The organism is Tardiphaga robiniae (genome assembly GCF_001618955.1).
GTDB classification, from domain to species: domain Bacteria; phylum Pseudomonadota; class Alphaproteobacteria; order Rhizobiales; family Xanthobacteraceae; genus Tardiphaga; species Tardiphaga robiniae_A.
Genome location: NZ_LVYV01000005.1, coordinates 65,511 through 82,813 on the forward strand (window position 1 = coordinate 65,511; position 17,303 = coordinate 82,813).

Here is a 17,303-nt window from a genome sequence, read left to right on the forward strand (position 1 = left end):
ATGAATTGTGGGGACCGTCAGAGCGGCATCGCACTCGCCACCGGGATCGACATCACGGTGAGGGCGAGAATGACGCAGAGCGACAGACAACCAACCGCGAGCGACGCCGCGACGGCGTGGGTCAACCGGGTGGATGCGATGGACGTGGGGCGCGCCTGAAATCCTGCACCCACGCGAAGCGACCGTATCATGGCCGTAAATCCTTCAAATCGCGGGCGAATCACCCGCGTGCTACAAATTCGCAGCTGCGGCAGGCGAGATTTGGGCGGGATTGGCCGTAACTATGGCGGGAAAATGGCATTCACAGCGGTTATGCCCGCCATTTCAGGACTCAAGCGTCGGCGACTACGTCCAAGGTATCATATTCCGACGACGTCGGGTGCCAGTCCATGGAGATAAAGCCCGGCTGGGTTTCCACCAGACGCAGCCAGCGGCGGATCGACGGAAAGCTGGACAGGTCGAAATCGCACTTCTCGGCGACGTGGGTGTAACCGTACAGCGCGATGTCGGCGATGGTCAGCTGGCCCGCGGCGAAGAAGTCATGGATCTTGAGGTGATTCTCCATCACCTGCAGCGCGGCATAGCCACGCTCCATCCAGTCTTCCAGCGCGTGGGTCTGCAGGTCGCGGCCACCGCGCACCAGGCACAGCCAGAAATAGGCGGCACCGAGATTCGGCTCCAGCGCGTGCTGCTCGAAGAACATCCACTGCATGGCTTCGGCACGGTCCATCCGCGATTCTGGCGCCAGAGATGTACCTATGGCGACATACCAGAGGATGGCATTGGACTCGGCGAGATAGCGGCCTTCGGCGATCTCGAGCAGCGGTACCTGACCGCTGGGGTTCTTGGCCAGAAATTCCGGGGTACGGCTCTCGCCGCGCAGGATGTCTACTTCGATGGCACGATAGGGCGCGTCCAGGAGCGCCAGCGCGAGGCGAACCTTGTAGCTATTGCCAGAGCGCTGCATCGAATAGAGTTTGTACATTCGCAGATGTTCAATTCATTTCAGGTCAAGGCAACTGCGCGATTGGCCAGCGCAGATCGCGGTTAGACAATGATGCTGATGCGAGCCTGTCGCAAGGCCCAAGGAATGGAAAAAGTCGAAAACGGCTGCGGCAGTCTGGATTGAGAAAAATGTATGTCAGGCAGCATTCGGCAATGGAAGATCACGCTGGCGCGATCTGTGTGTGAAGGTGCGGAGATGTGCTGTTATCGGCGAGGGCGCGCCGCAGCACGATGATATAAAAAGCGATCATCACCCAGAAAGCCGAGCGGCAGTTCGATGGCGCCGGCGATGCTGCGCGTCAGCAGCGGCATGATCCAGGTCAATGCGAGCAGGCTGATCTCGCCCGCGTGAAAGCCGTGATCGAGTCCATACCGCGCGAAGAAGGCGATGGCGATGGCGAGCACCGTGAGATCGTAGTCGAGCACATAGGGCGTCGCCAGCAGACTGCCGACCGCGAGCGCTGTTGCCTTGAGTTCGAACGCTGCATGGCTGCGCCATAGCCACATCAGACTGATGGCAATGCCGGCTGCGAGACTGAACTGTGCGGCATAAGCGACCGGAAGACCGGCGCCCCACATCCGCGTTGCGGCGAAGACCGATTGGATCTTCTGCCACCCGGTGCCGCCTTGTTCGAGCACGACATCGCGGGTGAAAGCAGTGGAGTCTGCAAAGGCCTGCCAGATGCCGGTGCCGAGCAACCCAGTGCTCAACATGATGAGGACAGCGACGGTGAGTGCAGCCGATACCATCGTGATCCAGCGTCTATCGGCGAGCAGGGCGAGAGGAATCAGCACACCGAATTGCGGCCTGTAGGCCAGCAGCCCGATCAACACGCCGGCCAGCCACGGTCGGCGATGGAGCAGAAGCAATGCGCCGCCCAGCAGTGCGGTGGTCAGAAATCCGTTGTGGCCGTGACCGACATTGATGAAGACGGCGGGAAAGGCGGCGGCCACCAGCAGCGTTTCCCGGCGGGGCAGGATCGTGCGGATCGCGGCGAGGTAGGCGGCGAAGCTGGCGACGAGCCACAGGCCGAGCCCCCATCCATAGGGCACTGTGGCCACCAGCGCGGCAATTCCCAGAAAAAAAACGGCGGATAGTGCCAGCCGTAGAACTGCACGTCGCGGCCGAACACCCGCTGTTCCGCGGCATGTTGCAGAGCGGGATCATAGGCGTCGGCGGGTTTGCCTTCGAGGGTGAGCCGGCCCGCCGCATAGATGTTGGAAAAGTCGGTCCCGATCGGTTTGCCGTTGCGGTCGATCGCGCCGTCCGAGACCGCAATCCAGCCAGCGAAGCCCAAAGCGCCCAAAGCGCCCAAAGCGAGCACAATCAGGCTGTAAGCCCGCACGCGTTCGAGGGTCAGCCATGCGTCGCTTTCAATGTGCTGCCAGATCCAGATCATTTTAAGGGTGTATTTTGGCTCAAATCGTAGATTGCGCGCGGCGGTTGACGCTACCGTCCCCCGTTTAACACTTGCTGAATTGCATCACTTCCAGATGTGTTTTTGCCCAAGCTTCTTGCGATGCAACGTCGCACGCACTAGGGTGCGCCGATCCCAGCAGGATCAGCCATTTTGACGTCGCCGACCGCGGGTCCGCGACCTTTCTCAGGAGAAGATGATGTCGTTTTTGTCCGCTGCGCTCGACCGTGTGAAGCCGTCCGCGACGATCGCGGTGACGGATAAAGCACGTGCGCTGAAAGCAGCCGGCCGCAACGTCATCGGTCTTGGTTCGGGTGAGCCCGATTTCGACACCCCGGCGAACATCAAGTTGGCAGCGATTCACGCCATCGAGGCCGGCAAGACCAAGTACACCGCCGTGGACGGTATTCCCGAACTGAAGGAAGCCATTATCGGCAAGTTTCAGCGCGAGAATGGCCTGACCTACAAGCCGAACCAGATCATCGTCGGCACCGGTGGCAAGCAGGTGCTCTACAACGCGCTGATGGCGACGTTGAACCCGGGTGACGAAGTCATCATCCCGGCGCCGTATTGGGTGAGCTATCCGGAAATGGTGGCGCTGGCCGGCGGCACGCCCGTGTCCGTGGTCTGCACCGCGGAATTCGGCTTCAAGCTGCAGGCTTCCGCGCTGGAAGCGGCAATCACACCGAAGACCAAGTGGATCATCCTGTGCTCGCCGTCGAACCCGACGGGCGCCGCTTACAAGAAGTCGGAGCTCAAGGCGCTCACCGATGTCCTCGTGAAGCATCCTCACGTTTGGGTGATGACCGACGATATGTATGAGCACCTTGTCTATGACGACTTCGAGTTTACCACGCCGGCACAGATCGAACCGTCCCTGTTCAATCGCACGCTGACCGTGAACGGCGTCTCGAAGGCTTACTGCATGACCGGCTGGCGCATCGGTTACGCCGGTGGTCCCGCCGAGCTCATCAAGGCAATGGCGACGATCCAGTCGCAGTCGACCTCGAACCCGTCGTCGATCGCGCAGTGGGCAGCCGTCGAAGCGCTCAACGGTCCGCAGGACTTCATCCCGAAGAACAATGCCGTGTTCAAGGAGCGCCGCGATCTCGTGGTGGCAATGCTGAATCAGGCCTCGGGCATCAACTGCCCGCGTCCGGAAGGCGCGTTCTACGTCTATCCGTCCTGCGCCGGCACCATCGGCAAGACTGCGCCTTCGGGCAAGGTTATCGCCAATGACGAAGACTTCGTCACAGAACTGTTGGAAACCGAAGGCGTGGCGGTGGTGCAGGGTTCGGCCTTCGGCCTTGGCCCGGCATTCCGCATCTCCTACGCGACGAAAACGTCTGATCTCGAAGATGCCTGCAAGCGCATCCAGCGCTTCTGCGGAAATCTTCGGTAACAAAACCTGCTCCGAAACTTTTGACGGTTTCGGGGCTTATTCCGGGAAGCGCCTTGTTTTCGACACGGCGCTTCCTTCTTGTCCCCTCGCTATCAAAATCCCCAAGGTGGAGTAACACTATGCGACTTTCCAAGATGTTCGGCCTGACGGCCGTGGCCTTTGCGGCGTCGGTTGCGACCGCAAATGCACAGCAGCCTGGCAGCGTTCAGGTTGGCGTGCTGGAGTGCCGTGGCGGCCAGAACGTCGGCTACGTGGTCGGTTCGAATGCGCACCTCAACTGCGTGTTCCAGAGCGCCGGTGGCCGCGCCGAAGGTTACGTCGCCAACATCCGCCGTTTCGGCCTTGATCTCGGCTTCACCGAAAACACCACGGTGCAGTGGGCTGCCTTCGCTCCGACCACCCGCGTGCCGCGCGGCGCGCTGGCCGGCAGCTACGGCGGCGTCGGCACCAATGCATCGGTTGGCCTCGGTTTCGGCGGCAACTTCCTCGTTGGCGGTCCGGGTAACACCTATTCGCTGCAGCCGATCTCGGTGCAGGGCCAGACCGGCTTGAACGTCGCCAGCGGCATCGTTCAGCTCGAACTGGAAGCGACCGGTCCGGTCAGCGGTCATCGCTACAACAAGAAGCGCCGTCATCGCAGCCATCGCTAAGCGATCGCTACGATCGCCAGCGATCGCTGTGATCGCGTAAGCGATCGGCAAGGTTAACGAAAAGGCCCGCGCGAGCGGGCCTTTTTTGTTGCGCGCGCTGCGCGTACGCCGCTGTCATTGGGCGGTATCATTAGCTATGGATAGTCGATCCACATCCTTACTTCCGTTCATCACCCGGAGATTCCTGATGGTCCGCCTCTCATCGCTTGTTCTCGGTATCGCTGCCGCCGCCTTTTTCACTGCATCGCAAGCGCAGTCGCAGCAAGGCGTGCAGGTCGGCGTCTTGAACTGCCGGGGCGGAGCCAGCGTCGGATTCGTCGTGGGCTCGGTGACCAATCTCGGCTGCGTGCTCACCGGCACCGGTCGTCCGGACCAGCCTTATGTCGCCACGATCCGCAAGGTGGGCATCGATCTCGGTATTACCGAACAGACCGCGCTATCCTGGGCCGTGTTCGTGCCGGTGAACTATAGCGGTCCCGGCGATCTGTCCGGCAACTATGCGGGCGCACAGGGCAGCGCGTCGGTTGGTGTCGGCGTCGGCGCGAATGTCCTGGTTGGCGGTTCGCAAAACGCCTTCTCCCTACAGCCGCTCAGTCTGCAGGGGTCGGTGGGACTGAATGTCGCCGCCGGTCTGCAGAGCCTGGAGTTGCGCCCCGGTCGCTGATCCCGCGGCGATCGCTCGCACAAATTCATCCGGCTTCGCCCATGGCGGAGCCGGATTTTTTATGGCGCAATCCGATCACGTTCATCGCAGCGCAGCAACTTTTTCATCTTGCCAAATATCCGGGCCGGGCGGAGCATTGATTGCCGACCCAATCACGGGCCGAGCTCCAGATGAGGAGGCGGCAATGGGACAAGACCTGAGAAGTCCCCGCGGTCCACAAGGCAATGCCGCAAAGTGCATTGCGCTGGTGGGCCCTTTCCAGAGCGGAAAAACCACACTGCTTGAAGCGATCATGGCCCGCACCGGGGCGATCCCGCGGGCCGGTAGCGTCGACAATGGGACAAGCATCGGCGACGCCAATATGGAAGCCAGAGCACACAAGATGGGCGTCGGCCTGACGGCTGCGACCACCACCTTCATGGGTGACAGCTACACATTCATTGACTGTCCGGGCTCGGTGGAATTCGCACATGATATGCGCGCGGCATTGCCCGCCGTCGACGCAGCCATCGTGGTTTGCGAGGCGGATGCGCGAAAACTGCCGCAGCTGCAATTGATCCTGCGCGAACTCGAAGACCTGGGCATTCCCAGATTTCTGTTTCTCAACAAGATCGACCGCGCCCACAAGCGCGTGCGCGAGACACTGGCGACATTGCAGCCGGCCTCGCGCGTGCCGCTGGTACTGCGGCAGATCCCGATCTGGAACGGCGACCTGGTCGCCGGCTTCGTCGATCTCGCGCTGGAGCGCGCTTTCGTCTATCGCGAGCACAAGGCGTCCGAGGTCATTAAGCTCGAAGGCGGCGATCTCGACCGCGAGAAGGAGGCGCGTTTCTCCATGCTGGAGAAGCTTGCGGATCATGACGACGCGCTGATGGAGCAGTTGCTTGACGACATCGCGCCGCCGGCCGACGCCGTGTTCGACGATCTCGCGCGCGAATTGCGCGAAGGCCTGATCTGCCCGGTGCTGCTGGGCTCCGCGATGCGCGAGAACGGCGTGCTGCGGCTGATGAAGGCGCTACGCCACGAGGCACCCGGCGTGGCCGAGACGGCGAAGCGCCTCGGCGTGCCCGACAGCAAGGATGCGATCGGTTACGTGTTCAAGAGCAGCCATCTGCAGCATGGCGGCAAGCTGTCTTACGCGCGCGTGCTGAGTGGTCATCTCGATGATGGCGCAACATTGCTGTCCTCGTCCGGCGAAAGCGGCCGTGTCTCCGGCATTCTTGCGGCGAGCGGCGGACATGAGAGCAAGCGCGCATCGGTCGAAGCGGGCGAGACCGTCGCGCTCGGCAAGCTCGATCATGTCAGGACCGGCGACACGATCTCGACCGGCAAGACCGTGCCGGCGTCTCTGGTGAATGTCGTGGCCGCGTCGCCCGTGCTGGCCATGGCGCTTGCGTCCGCCGATCGCAAGGACGACGTCAAGCTCGGCCAGGCGCTGTTGCGGCTGACCGAGGAAGATCCGTCGCTTGCGGTGGTCAATAATGCGCAGACCCATGACGTGGTGTTGTGGGGGCAGGGCGAGATGCATCTGCGCGTGGCGATGGAGCGCCTGCACGATCGCTTCGGCATCAACGTCAAATCGCATGCGCCGGTGATCGGCTATCAGGAGACCATCCGTAAACCGATCACCCAGCGCGGCAGGCACAAGAAACAGTCCGGCGGTCACGGCCAGTTTGGCGACGTTGTGCTGGAGATAGGCCCGTTGCCGCGCGGCGAAGGCTTTGCATTCCAGGAAAAGGTGGTCGGCGGCGCGGTGCCGCGCAACTACATTCCCGCGGTGCAGGAAGGCGTCGTCGACGGGCTGCAGCGTGGTCCGCTCGGTTTTCCTGTCATCGACGTGCAGGTGACGCTCACCGACGGTTCGTATCACAGCGTCGATTCATCCGATCAGGCGTTTCGGACGGCTGCCCGCATCGGTTTCACCGAGGCGCTGCCGCAATGCCAGCCGGTGCTGCTGGAGCCGATCCATACGGTGGAGATCGTCTGTCCCACCGAGGCCACGGCCAAGGTCAACGCCATCCTGTCGGGACGGCGCGGCCAGATCCTCGGCTTCGATACCCGTGACAACTGGCCGGGCTGGGACACGGTGCGGGCGATGTTGCCGGAAGCGGAGATCGGCGACCTGATCGTCGAGCTACGTTCGGCCACCGCGGGTGCCGGCAGCTTCACCCGCAGTTTCGACCACATGGCCGAAGTCTCGGGCCGCACCGCCGATCAGATCGTTGCAGCGCATCGGGTGGCGGCTTAGTACAGTGGCCCATGACGCTTGGACCGCGGGTTGTAGTCATTGGCAATAGCGGCTCGGGCAAGAGCACGCTGGCGCGGCAGCTTGAAAGCCGCGTCGGCGGCGAACGCACAGATCTCGATCATATCCATTGGCTGGACGGGGTCGGTGTGAAGCGCGACGAGGGGCAGGCCAAAGAACTGGTGGCCGCCCTTGCCGTGAAGTCGAACTGGATCATCGAAGGCGTTTACGGCTGGCTGGTCGAAGCGGCATTGCCGCGCGCTACAGCATTGATCTGGCTCGACATGAGCCCGGAGGTTTGTCGTGATAGCCTCGCTCTCCGGGGCCCTTGGCGTGGCGCGACGGCCGAGGAACATGCAGATTTTCTGGCTTGGGCCGAGGCCTACTGGCAGCGCAAAACGTCGAGTTCGTTCGCTGGCCACCTGGCGCTGTTCGACGACTTCGGCGGCGTCAAACGACGCCTGACATCGCGCGCCACTGTCGCCCAGTTCGTGGCGACCATGGCGGCTTCGCCGATCGAGTGATGTTTTATACATCATTGAAGATATCTCACATATGATATAAGACTCGTGAAACTGGAAACCGCCCTTGATTACATCGTTTCAGATGCGGGCCGCCCGTGCGCTGCTGGGTATCGATCAAAAACGGCTGGCCGAAATGGCCGGCGTGTCGCTACCGACCATCCAGCGCATGGAAGCGAGCGAAGGCAATGTCAGGGGCGTGGTGGATTCGCTGATCAAGGTGGTGGACGCGTTCAATCGCGCCGGCGTCGAATTGATCGGCGAACACACCCGCAGCGACTCCGGTGGCCGAGGTGTGCGTCTGAAGCAGCCCGGTCCGCCGCCTAAGGTGGATGGATAAAACTGGCAGATCGAGACGAGTCGCTGCGTGCGACAGAGGCGAGCCGAGTATGGGCATTTCTGGCGGGGGCATGCGGCGCCCACATCAGCCGACATTCGCGGAGCTGTTCACACCGAAACTGATCACGGTGCTGCGCGAAGGCTACAATCTTGCGGCATTTCGCGATGATGTGCTCGCCGGTCTGACGGTGGCGATCGTGGCGCTGCCGCTGTCGATGGCGATTGCCATCGCCTCGGGCGCATCACCTGACCGCGGGCTGATCACCGCCGTGATTGGCGGCTTCCTGGTCTCTGCGCTGGGTGGCAGCCGGTTTCAGATCGGCGGACCCGCCGGCGCCTTCATCGTGCTGGTGGCGGCCACGGTGAGCCGCAATGGCATCGACGGTCTTATCCTCGCGACCATGCTCTCTGGCGTGTTCCTGATGGTGGCGGGCTATTTGAAGCTCGGCACTTACATCAAGTTCATTCCCTATCCGGTCACGGTGGGATTTACCGCCGGTATTGCCGTCATTATTTTCGCCAGCCAGATCAGGGATCTCCTCGGGCTCACACTCACCGGCAAGGAGCCTGGCGAACTGATCCCGAAGCTGCAGGTGCTCGGAAGTGCGATCCACACCGTCAACCTGTCGGCCGCCGCGATCACCATCGCGACCATTGCGATCATCCTTCTGCTCAAGAAGCTGCGGCCTTCCTGGCCGGGCATTCTGATCGCGGTTGCCGCAAGCGCGGTCGCGGCATGGTTCTTTGCGCTGCCGGTTGAAACCATCGGCACCAAGTTCGGCGGCATTCCGCAATCCTTTCCGCTGCCGTCGCTTCCCGCGATTTCCCTGGCAAAGCTGCAGGCCATTCTGCCGGACGCCATCTCCTTTGCGCTGCTGGGCGCGATTGAATCTTTGCTCTCAGCTGTCGTCGCTGACGGCATGACCGGCCGGCGGCATCGCTCCAATTGCGAACTGGTGGCGCAGGGCATCGCCAATATCGGCTCGGCGCTGTTCGGTGGAATCTGCGTGACCGGCACCATCGCGCGAACCGCCACCAATGTCCGCGCCGGCGCGCACGGCCCGATCTCGGGCATGCTGCATGCGGTATTCCTGCTGGTATTCATTCTCGTCGCGGCGCCATTGGCAAGTTACATTCCGCTGGCGGCGCTCGCCGCGGTGCTTGCCGTGGTCGCCTGGAACATGGCGGAGAAGCATGAATTCGCGACGTTACTGCGGTCATCATGGGGCGATGCTGCCGTGCTGTCGGCGACTTTCCTGCTAACGATCTTCCGCGATCTTACCGAGGGCATTGTGGTCGGCTTCGCGCTTGGCGCGATTCTGTTCATCAACCGCATGGCGCAAACAACCGGCATTGAGGCGGATAAGCCGCTGGTCGTGGCCGACAAGGCCGACGACGCCAATGGCGACCGAAAACCCTATGATCCCGGTCTCGCTGCCGATCCCGACGTCGTTGTCTATCGCATCACCGGCGCATTTTTCTTCGGCGCGGCCTCCACCATCGGATCTGTGCTCGAGGGCTTCTCGGATCGCCACAAGGCTTTTGTGATCGATTTTGCCGCGGTCCCCTTCCTGGATTCGACTGCTGCGAATGCGATCAAGGGCATTGCCGAGAAGGCAAAGCGACAAGGCGTCCGCGTCATTCTCACCGGCACCTCGCAGGGCGTGCGCCGGGCGCTGCTGACCCACGGCGCGCGACCGCCACTGGTCAAATACCGTGCTGATGTTGCAGTGGCCGTCAGCGAGATCAAGATCCGACGCGCTGCAGCGATCCAGGAGACGTCGAGCTGATGGCATCGGCAGTTGCTCGCAGCTGCAGTATTGATCGTCTGCATGGTTGTCGGACTTGCTGTGCGCCGCAAAACTGTCTGATGATTAAGAGCCCCTGCATGATTTTTATGCTACGCACGCTTCCGCCTGAAGCGAAGGATGAATGATGCCGAACGAGACCACGCCCCGCGCCGCCTGTTTGATCGGCTGGCCTGCCGCGCATTCGCGCTCGCCGCTGATCCACCATCACTGGCTGCGCAGCATGGATATTCCGGGCGGTTACAGCATCGAGTCGATCCCGCCGGAAGGCGTAGCCGAATTCGTGATGAACCTCTCCAAGCACGGTTACATCGGCGCCAATGTCACGATCCCGCACAAGGAGCGTGTGCTGAAGCTGACCTCACCGGATCGCCGCGCGCGCGCAGTCGGCGCCGCCAACACGCTATGGTACGACCACGGCACGCTGCGCGCGACCAATACGGATATCGAAGGCTTCATCGACAATCTCGATCATGCGGCTCACGATTGGGACCACACGGACGATGCACTGGTGCTCGGCGCCGGCGGTTCGTCACGCGCGGTGGTGTTCGGGCTGCTGGAACGCGGCATCAAGCATATCTATGTCGCCAATCGCAGTCTCGATCGTGCCGAGGCGATGGCTGCGCAATTCGGGTCGCGGGTCGTGCCGCTGGCGTGGGAGCATGTCGCCAGCATGTTGCCGCGCGCATCCTTGCTGGTGAACACCACGTCGCTCGGCATGAACGGCCAGCCGCCATTGACCATCGACCTCGATCTGTTGCCTGACCAGGCGGTCGTCGCCGATCTCGTTTACGTGCCGCTCGACACGCCGCTGCTCGCCGGCGCCCGCGCGCGGGGCCTCCGCACCGCGGATGGACTCGGCATGTTGCTGTATCAGGCCGTGCGTGGCTTCGAGCTCTGGTTCGGGCAGCGCCCCGATGTGACGTCGGAACTGCGTCGCCTCGTCGAGGCCGATCTCACAGTGGCGTGAGCGGGGAATAGCTATTTAGCCTCAGGGTTTCCATCTGCAGCGGTGGGCGCTGCCTTCAAAGGAAATTCCCCTATGGTTCAGATCTTATCGACTTCGGCTCGCTTGTTCGCGGGCTCACTTCTCGCTGGTTCATTGCTGATCTCCGCCGCATCGGCGCAGCAGCCGCAACCGCTGCGCATCCGTGGTGCCATCGAAGCCGTCGATGGCGCGGTGCTGACGATCAAGACGCGCGAAGGCGATGAGCGCAAAGTGAAGATGACGGACAATGTCACTGTGACCGGTATTGCCAGAACGACAATGGCCGAGGTGAAGCCCGGCTCCTATATCGGCGTGACCGGCATGCCACAGGCCGATGGCACGCAGAAGGCCATCGCGATCCATATCTTTCCGGAAGCGATGCGCGGCACCGGCGAAGGTTCGCGCCCCTGGGATCTGCGCCCCAACAGCAGCATGACCAATGCCACCGTCGATCAGAAGGTCCAGGCCTCCGATGGCCAGACGGTGACCGTGAAGTACAAGGACGGGGAAAAGAAAGTGACCGTGACGCCCGACACACCGATCGTGACATTCGTGCCGGGCAACAAGGATGAACTCAAGCCTGGCGCCAAGATCATCATCATGGGCGCTACCAAGAAGGATGACGGCACCTTCGAGACGGCGCGGGTCAATGTCGGGCTGGACGGGCTGACGCCGCCGATGTGAGCTCGAAAAGCTTGAACTAAAACACTGTCGTCATGCCCGGCCTCGTGCCGGGCATCCACGTCTTCGGGCAAGGCAGAAAGACGTAGATGGCCGGGACATCTAGCGAAGCCGCGCTTCGCGCTTTGCCCGGCCATGACGATTGAGAGGCATTCAGCTCACCAGCACGTGCCTGTCGATCTCGGCGATCGAATTCACGCCGCACAGGCCCATGGTCACGCTGAGTTCGTTGCGCAGGATGTCCAGCGCCTTGGTCACGCCGGGGCCGCCATAGGCGCCGAGACCGTAGATATAGGCGCGGCCGATCATGCAGGACTTGGCGCCGAGGGCGAGCGCACGCATCACGTCCTGCCCCGAGCGGATGCCGCTGTCGAACATCACTTCGATCTCCGAGCCAACGGCATCGGCGATCCCCGGTAATACCGAGATCGACGACGGCGCGCCGTCGAGCTGACGTCCGCCGTGGTTGGAGACGACCATCGCCTGCGCGCCGACCTTCACGGCCTCGCGGGCATCCTCGATATCGTGAATGCCCTTGATCACGATCTTGCCGGGCCAGATGCTGCGGATCCAGTCGAGGTCCTTCCAGTTCAGTGACGCATCGAATTGTGATGCCGTCCACTCCGCCACGGAGCCGAGATCGTTGGTATTCTTCACGAAGCCGGCGATGTTGCCGAAGTTGCGCCGCTTGGCTTTCAGCGTGCGCACCAGCCAGCCGGGCTTGCTCATGAAATCGATCAGGTTCTTCACATTCAAGATCTGAGGCGGCACCGACAGGCCATTCTTGATGTCGGCATGCCGCTGGCCGATCACCTGCAGATCGACGGTCAGCACCAGCGCGCTGCACTTCGCCTTGATGGCGCGCTCGATCAATTCCTTGATGAAGCCGCGATCCTTCATGACATAGAGCTGAAACCAGAACGGTTTCTCGACATTCTCGGCGACGTCTTCGATCGAATTGATCGACATCGTCGAGAGCGTATAGGGAATGCCCGCCGCCTGCGCCGCCCGGCAGGCGTGAATTTCGCCGTCACCATATTGCAAGCCGGTTGAGCCGACCGGCGCGCAGATCAGCGGCAGGGTGGCCTTTTCGCCGAGGATGGTTGTCGAGGTGTCGCGATTGGCGATGTCGACCAGAATACGCTGGCGGAATTTCAGCTTCTGCAGATCGGCGGTATTGGCGCGGAACGTGTCTTCGCTATAGGAGCCATGGTCGACATAATCGAAGAACGCCTTTGGCACGTTGCGCTTGTGCTCAAGACGAAGATCTTCGATGCAGGTGATATGCTTCATGAGATGTCCCAGCCGTTCTTGTCTTTGCTTGTATTTGCTTGTTTCGGTGTCATCTAGCATGGTTAGGCGGTCCGCCATATCATCCTTGTCATCGGGATGTCGTCGAAATTGAAGGAGGGCAGAATGTCCGGCTCCAAGATAAATCCAGCGACAAATCCAGCGGCCCACGGGGCCGGCAAGGCTCACGACAGGGCAGCCATGGACGACGAAAAGCGACAGCTGGAAGTTGCGCTGGACGAAGGGCTGGAGGAGACTTTTCCGGGCTCTGATCCGGTTAGTGTGACCCAGCCTGCCCATTCAAAGGCGGACGCGCATATCAAGCGAAAGGGCTGAGTTGGCTGGGTTCCGTCAGCCGGCGCTCCATCGAAGGTGTTACATCAACGGAGCGGTATATAAGTAATATCAATGGCTTGTCGTTGATCGCGTGCTGCGGGCCTTGGTAATGATTCATCATATTTTTTGAACCGATTTTAGGGGCCGGAGCCTTATAAGTCCGTCACATATATGGCGCTGCCGATAGGTGAGTCGCCGGAGACGGGATTTTGAGCCTTCGCGCAGGGCGCGAGGGCATTGGGGGTTACCATGAGCCGTAAATATTTCGGGACAGACGGCATTCGCGGCCGCGCCAATGGTTTGATCACGCCGGAACTGGCACTGAAGGTCGGGCAGGCAGCAGGCTTGGTGTTTCAGCGCGGCGAACACCGTCATCGTGTCGTGATTGGCAAGGACACCCGGTTGTCCGGCTACATGATCGAAAATGCCATGGTGGCAGGCTTCACGTCGGTTGGCATGGACGTTCTGCTGGTCGGGCCGATGCCGACGCCCGCCGTGGCGATGCTGACCAAGTCGATGCGCGCCGATCTCGGCGTGATGATTTCCGCATCGCACAATCTGTTCGAGGACAACGGCATCAAGCTGTTCGGACCGCTCGGCTACAAGCTATCGGACGATGTCGAGAAGCAGATCGAGGAATTGCTCGACGAGAATCTCGACAAGAGACTGTCGCAGAGCGCCAGCCTCGGTCGGGCGCGCCGCATCGACGGGGTGCATGATCGCTACATCGAATTTGCCAAACGCACATTGCCGCGAAATCTCAGCCTCGATGGTTTGCGCGTCGTCATCGATTGCGCCCATGGCGCCGCCTACAAGGTGGCGCCGGAGGCGCTCTGGGAACTCGGCGCGGACGTCATCTCCATCGGAGTCGAGCCGGATGGTTTCAACATCAACAAGGAATGCGGATCGACCGCGCCGGAAGCGCTGAGCCGCAAGGTGCGCGAGATGCGCGCTGATATCGGCATTGCGCTGGATGGCGACGCCGATCGGCTGATCATGGTCGACGAGCGTGGCCATCTGGTCGATGGCGATCAGTTGCTCGCTGTTATCGCGCAGAGTTGGAAGGAAGACGGGCGGCTTGCCAAGCCAGGTATTGTCTCCACCGTGATGTCAAATCTCGGTCTCGAGCGCTTCCTGAAGGCGCAGGGCATCGACCTCATCCGTACGGCCGTGGGTGATCGCTATGTGCTCGAGCAGATGCTGCAGCACGGCTACAATGTCGGCGGCGAACCCTCGGGCCATATCATCATGTCGGACCATGCGACGACAGGCGACGGTTTCGTGGCCGCGCTGCAGGTACTGGCCGTGGTGACCAAGCTCGGTCGGCCGGTGTCGGAAGTTTGTCACCTGTTCGATCCGCTGCCGCAGATTCTGAAGAATGTGCGTTATCGCAGCGGCAAGCCGCTCGATGATGCGGAAGTGAAATCCACCATCGCTGCCGGTGAACAGCGCCTCAACGGCCATGGTCGTCTCCTGATCCGCCCGTCGGGCACGGAGCCAGTCATCCGCGTGATGGGAGAGGGCGATGACCGCGTGATGGTCGAGGAAGTGGTGGATTCCATCGTTGACGCGCTGGGCCACGCAGCCGCGGCGTAAGCTTCCTGTTCATTCGCTCTGACCGAGGCGCCAGCGCGCGATCACTGCCGAACTGACATGAAGAGCTGTCTTGTCCGAATATTTACCGGGCGAGGCGGCTCTTTTGCATTTTGATAGTTCGCGTTGGAGCGCTTTCGAGCGAAGTGGGCACCGGTTCGCATCAAGGAAACGCGTCTCAACAAAAAGCCGGAGCCTCGGTTCTGATCCGGTCAGAGCCGAAGGCTCCGGGCAGGTAAGTCCTCGTTAACACCTGGCGATGCCGCGGCGCATTGCAGCGCGTTTTGATAGCAAGACATTGTTAGTAACTGTGGCGACGCAGTGGCGTGATGGAATTTGCGTGCATTTTCGTCACCAAATATCAACCTTAAAAGTTAGGGTTAAGCGCCGCTTAAGGAGTTGGTGTCATCGTCCGTTTGTGAGTTTCCGAGTGTGAGGCCTCCATTAGTTGCCTCTTTGGCCCAAAAGGACGAAGCCAATGCGTAGCGTTAAATTCATTCTGGCCGCGGGCGCGGCTTCCCTGATGTCGACCGCCGTTCTCGCTGCCGACATGCCCATTGCTCCACCGCCTCAGATGTATGCGCCGCCGCCGGTCGAAGACTTCGGCGGTTGGTACCTGCGCGGCGATATCGGTTTCAGCAACCAGCGCGTCAAGAACATCGAGATGGGTGACGGTCGCAACGCCAATCTCCTCTCGCTTCAGCAGACCACTGCCTTTGATACGGCTGGCATCTTCCAGCTCGGCGTCGGTTATCAGTTTAACAACTGGTTCCGCGGTGACATCACCGGCCAGTATCGCGGCAATTCGAACTTCAAGGGCACCGATCACGTAACGTTCCCGTCGAGCGGCCTCGTCGGTACCGGCGTGAACAACTACAACGCCACCAAATCCGAATGGGTGGTGATGGCCAACGGCTACGTCGATCTCGGCACCTGGTGGTGCGTGACCCCGTTCGTCGGCGCCGGCGTCGGTATGGCTCGCGTCAATATCGGGAACTACACGGATAACGGTGCGATCAATGTCGGTTCCGCCGGCGGCGTGCCCTTCATCGGTGGCCCGTTCCCGAGCTATGCAAGTGCACCTGCTGCATCGAAGTGGAACTTCGCATGGGCCCTGCACACGGGCCTGGCTTACAAGGTCAATCCGGCAATGACCGTCGAACTTGGCTACAGCTACATGAACCTCGGCGATGGCCAGACCGGGCCGGTCTCGACCTATGACGGCTTCACCCGCGGCGTGGCGATGCAGTTCAAGGACATCACCTCGCATGACCTGAAGCTCGGCGTGCGCTGGAACCTCGATAGCCCGCCGGCCTACGCGCCGCCGCCGTTGATCCGCAAGGGCTAAGGCGAGCGCTGATCGCCTCAACTATCTTAAGACATCTTAACGGCGCGGGAGCTTCCCGCGCCGTTTTGTTTTGCGCGGGTAGTATCATCGCAACCAATGATTAAGGTTAACAGCGGATGATCGGGACAGTTCGGTGAGTTGGGGAATTGTCGTGATGCGTAAGTTCATCTTTGCCGCAGTGCTTTCGATCGCAGCGCCAGCGGCTCATGCAGCCGACCTGCCAATTCTGCGCGGCTCGCTTTCTGAAGGCAGAACAATGGGGCGATCCGACTGGGATGGCTTCTATATCGGCGCCCATGCCGGCTACGGGACATCCGACGAAAAATTCACCGGTTCGAATTCCACGATGACCGCAGGCGTGCTCGCCAACACTCTGGTCGAAAGTGAGATGGGCGTTTCGCAATGGCCTCTCACCTTCACGAAGCAGTCGTCGCACGGAAACGGGTGGGGTGGCTTCGCTGGCTACAATTCCCAGTGGGATGATGTCGTCATCGGCGTGGAAATGAGCTATCTGCACGGCAAGTTCGGCGGCTCGGATTCGGGGAGTATGACACGCTACAGTCTGCTGTCCGATAACAACTACCATTCGGTGAGCTCGTCGGCTACGAGCTCCATCGCAATCAGCGATATCGGGACGTTTCGCGCGCGGGCCGGTTATGCCTACGGCGCCTTTTTGCCCTACATGTTCGGCGGTCTGGCGCTTGGTCAGGCCGATATCGTTAGGAGTGTTGCGGTCCGTGACTTCGTGACCGCCGGCCCGGGGTCCACGACGCCGGCGAGCTTGCTCGGCAACCAGGGCACAGCGACGCAGGTCCAGGGCCAGTATAGCCGGCTGATCTATGGCTATACCGCCGGCCTTGGCGTTGATATCAATCTGATCGGCGGATTGTTCGCGCGCGCAGAGTGGGAATACGTCCGCTTCACGTCATCGATTGATACCAATATCAACACCGTGCGAGCCGGCGTCGGCTACAAGTTCTGACCAGCCAAGGTCGCGTACGTTCGGCGCGAGTTT

Annotated in this window: 16 protein-coding genes and 1 pseudogene; 13 read left to right on the plus strand and 4 right to left on the minus strand. The window is 61.2% G+C overall.

Annotated features, from left to right (window positions below):
- Window positions 1–17 precede the first annotated feature (17 nt).
- The 3 genes and pseudogenes from A4A58_RS31115 to A4A58_RS09285 all read right to left on the minus strand — a co-directional run bounded on the left by A4A58_RS31115 (window position 18) and on the right by A4A58_RS09285 (window position 2,405).
- Window positions 18–191, minus strand: coding sequence for a hypothetical protein (locus A4A58_RS31115; RefSeq protein WP_175367576.1), 174 nt, complete (start codon window positions 189–191; stop codon window positions 18–20).
- Window positions 192–331: 140 nt separating this feature from the next.
- Complete coding sequence (locus A4A58_RS09280) at window positions 332–985, minus strand: glutathione S-transferase family protein (RefSeq protein ID WP_068731208.1); 654 nt, start codon at window positions 983–985, stop codon at window positions 332–334.
- Window positions 986–1,166: 181 nt separating this feature from the next.
- Window positions 1,167–2,405, minus strand: a pseudogene (locus A4A58_RS09285) (glycosyltransferase family 87 protein).
- Between the two features lie 217 nt (window positions 2,406–2,622).
- Here A4A58_RS09285 and A4A58_RS09290 point away from each other — a divergent pair.
- The 9 genes from A4A58_RS09290 to A4A58_RS09330 all read left to right on the plus strand — a co-directional run bounded on the left by A4A58_RS09290 (window position 2,623) and on the right by A4A58_RS09330 (window position 11,724).
- Window positions 2,623–3,825, plus strand: a complete 1,203-nt coding sequence (locus tag A4A58_RS09290; protein ID WP_068731379.1) for a pyridoxal phosphate-dependent aminotransferase — start codon at window positions 2,623–2,625, stop codon at window positions 3,823–3,825.
- Window positions 3,826–3,944: 119 nt separating this feature from the next.
- Window positions 3,945–4,475 (plus strand): DUF992 domain-containing protein, encoded by a 531-nt coding sequence (locus A4A58_RS09295; protein WP_068731210.1) that lies wholly within the window; start codon window positions 3,945–3,947, stop codon window positions 4,473–4,475.
- A 187-nt stretch (window positions 4,476–4,662) separates the two neighbouring features.
- Entirely contained in the window at window positions 4,663–5,139 is a 477-nt protein-coding gene (locus tag A4A58_RS09300) for a DUF992 domain-containing protein (protein ID WP_068731211.1), read from the plus strand.
- A gap of 184 nt (window positions 5,140–5,323) precedes the next feature.
- Window positions 5,324–7,387: an elongation factor G gene (locus A4A58_RS09305; protein ID WP_068731213.1), complete on the plus strand. Its 2,064-nt coding sequence runs from the start codon at window positions 5,324–5,326 to the stop codon at window positions 7,385–7,387.
- 11 nt (window positions 7,388–7,398) lie between these two features.
- Window positions 7,399–7,908 carry an AAA family ATPase gene (locus A4A58_RS09310; protein ID WP_068731215.1) on the plus strand — a complete coding sequence of 170 codons (510 nt, stop codon included), beginning with the start codon at window positions 7,399–7,401 and terminating at the stop codon, window positions 7,906–7,908.
- A gap of 64 nt (window positions 7,909–7,972) precedes the next feature.
- The gene (locus tag A4A58_RS09315; RefSeq protein WP_068731217.1) at window positions 7,973–8,245 is read left to right on the plus strand and encodes a helix-turn-helix domain-containing protein; all 273 of its coding nucleotides are present in this window, start codon (window positions 7,973–7,975) and stop codon (window positions 8,243–8,245) included.
- Window positions 8,246–8,294: 49 nt separating this feature from the next.
- Complete coding sequence (locus tag A4A58_RS09320) at window positions 8,295–10,034, plus strand: SulP family inorganic anion transporter (RefSeq protein ID WP_068731219.1); 1,740 nt, start codon at window positions 8,295–8,297, stop codon at window positions 10,032–10,034.
- A gap of 142 nt (window positions 10,035–10,176) precedes the next feature.
- Window positions 10,177–11,022: a shikimate dehydrogenase gene (locus A4A58_RS09325; protein WP_068731220.1), complete on the plus strand. Its 846-nt coding sequence runs from the start codon at window positions 10,177–10,179 to the stop codon at window positions 11,020–11,022.
- 72 nt (window positions 11,023–11,094) lie between these two features.
- Complete coding sequence (locus A4A58_RS09330; RefSeq protein WP_068731223.1) at window positions 11,095–11,724, plus strand: hypothetical protein; 630 nt, start codon at window positions 11,095–11,097, stop codon at window positions 11,722–11,724.
- Window positions 11,725–11,874: 150 nt separating this feature from the next.
- Here the strand turns inward: A4A58_RS09330 and A4A58_RS09335 are convergent, their stop codons facing one another.
- On the minus strand, window positions 11,875–13,014 hold the full coding sequence (locus A4A58_RS09335) for an alpha-hydroxy acid oxidase (protein ID WP_068731225.1): 1,140 nt from the start codon (window positions 13,012–13,014) through the stop codon (window positions 11,875–11,877).
- Window positions 13,015–13,137: 123 nt separating this feature from the next.
- Here A4A58_RS09335 and A4A58_RS09340 point away from each other — a divergent pair, with 123 nt between their 5' ends.
- The 4 genes from A4A58_RS09340 (at window position 13,138) to A4A58_RS09355 (ending at window position 17,270) form a co-directional block, all read left to right on the plus strand.
- The gene (locus A4A58_RS09340) at window positions 13,138–13,347 is read left to right on the plus strand and encodes a hypothetical protein (protein ID WP_139069817.1); all 210 of its coding nucleotides are present in this window, start codon (window positions 13,138–13,140) and stop codon (window positions 13,345–13,347) included.
- A gap of 249 nt (window positions 13,348–13,596) precedes the next feature.
- Window positions 13,597–14,943 (plus strand): phosphoglucosamine mutase, encoded by a 1,347-nt coding sequence (gene glmM, locus A4A58_RS09345; protein WP_068731229.1) that lies wholly within the window; start codon window positions 13,597–13,599, stop codon window positions 14,941–14,943.
- Window positions 14,944–15,418: 475 nt separating this feature from the next.
- Window positions 15,419–16,288, plus strand: coding sequence for an outer membrane protein (locus tag A4A58_RS09350; protein WP_068731233.1), 870 nt, complete (start codon window positions 15,419–15,421; stop codon window positions 16,286–16,288).
- 154 nt (window positions 16,289–16,442) lie between these two features.
- Complete coding sequence (locus tag A4A58_RS09355; protein ID WP_068731235.1) at window positions 16,443–17,270, plus strand: outer membrane protein; 828 nt, start codon at window positions 16,443–16,445, stop codon at window positions 17,268–17,270.
- Window positions 17,271–17,303: the final 33 nt, after the last annotated feature.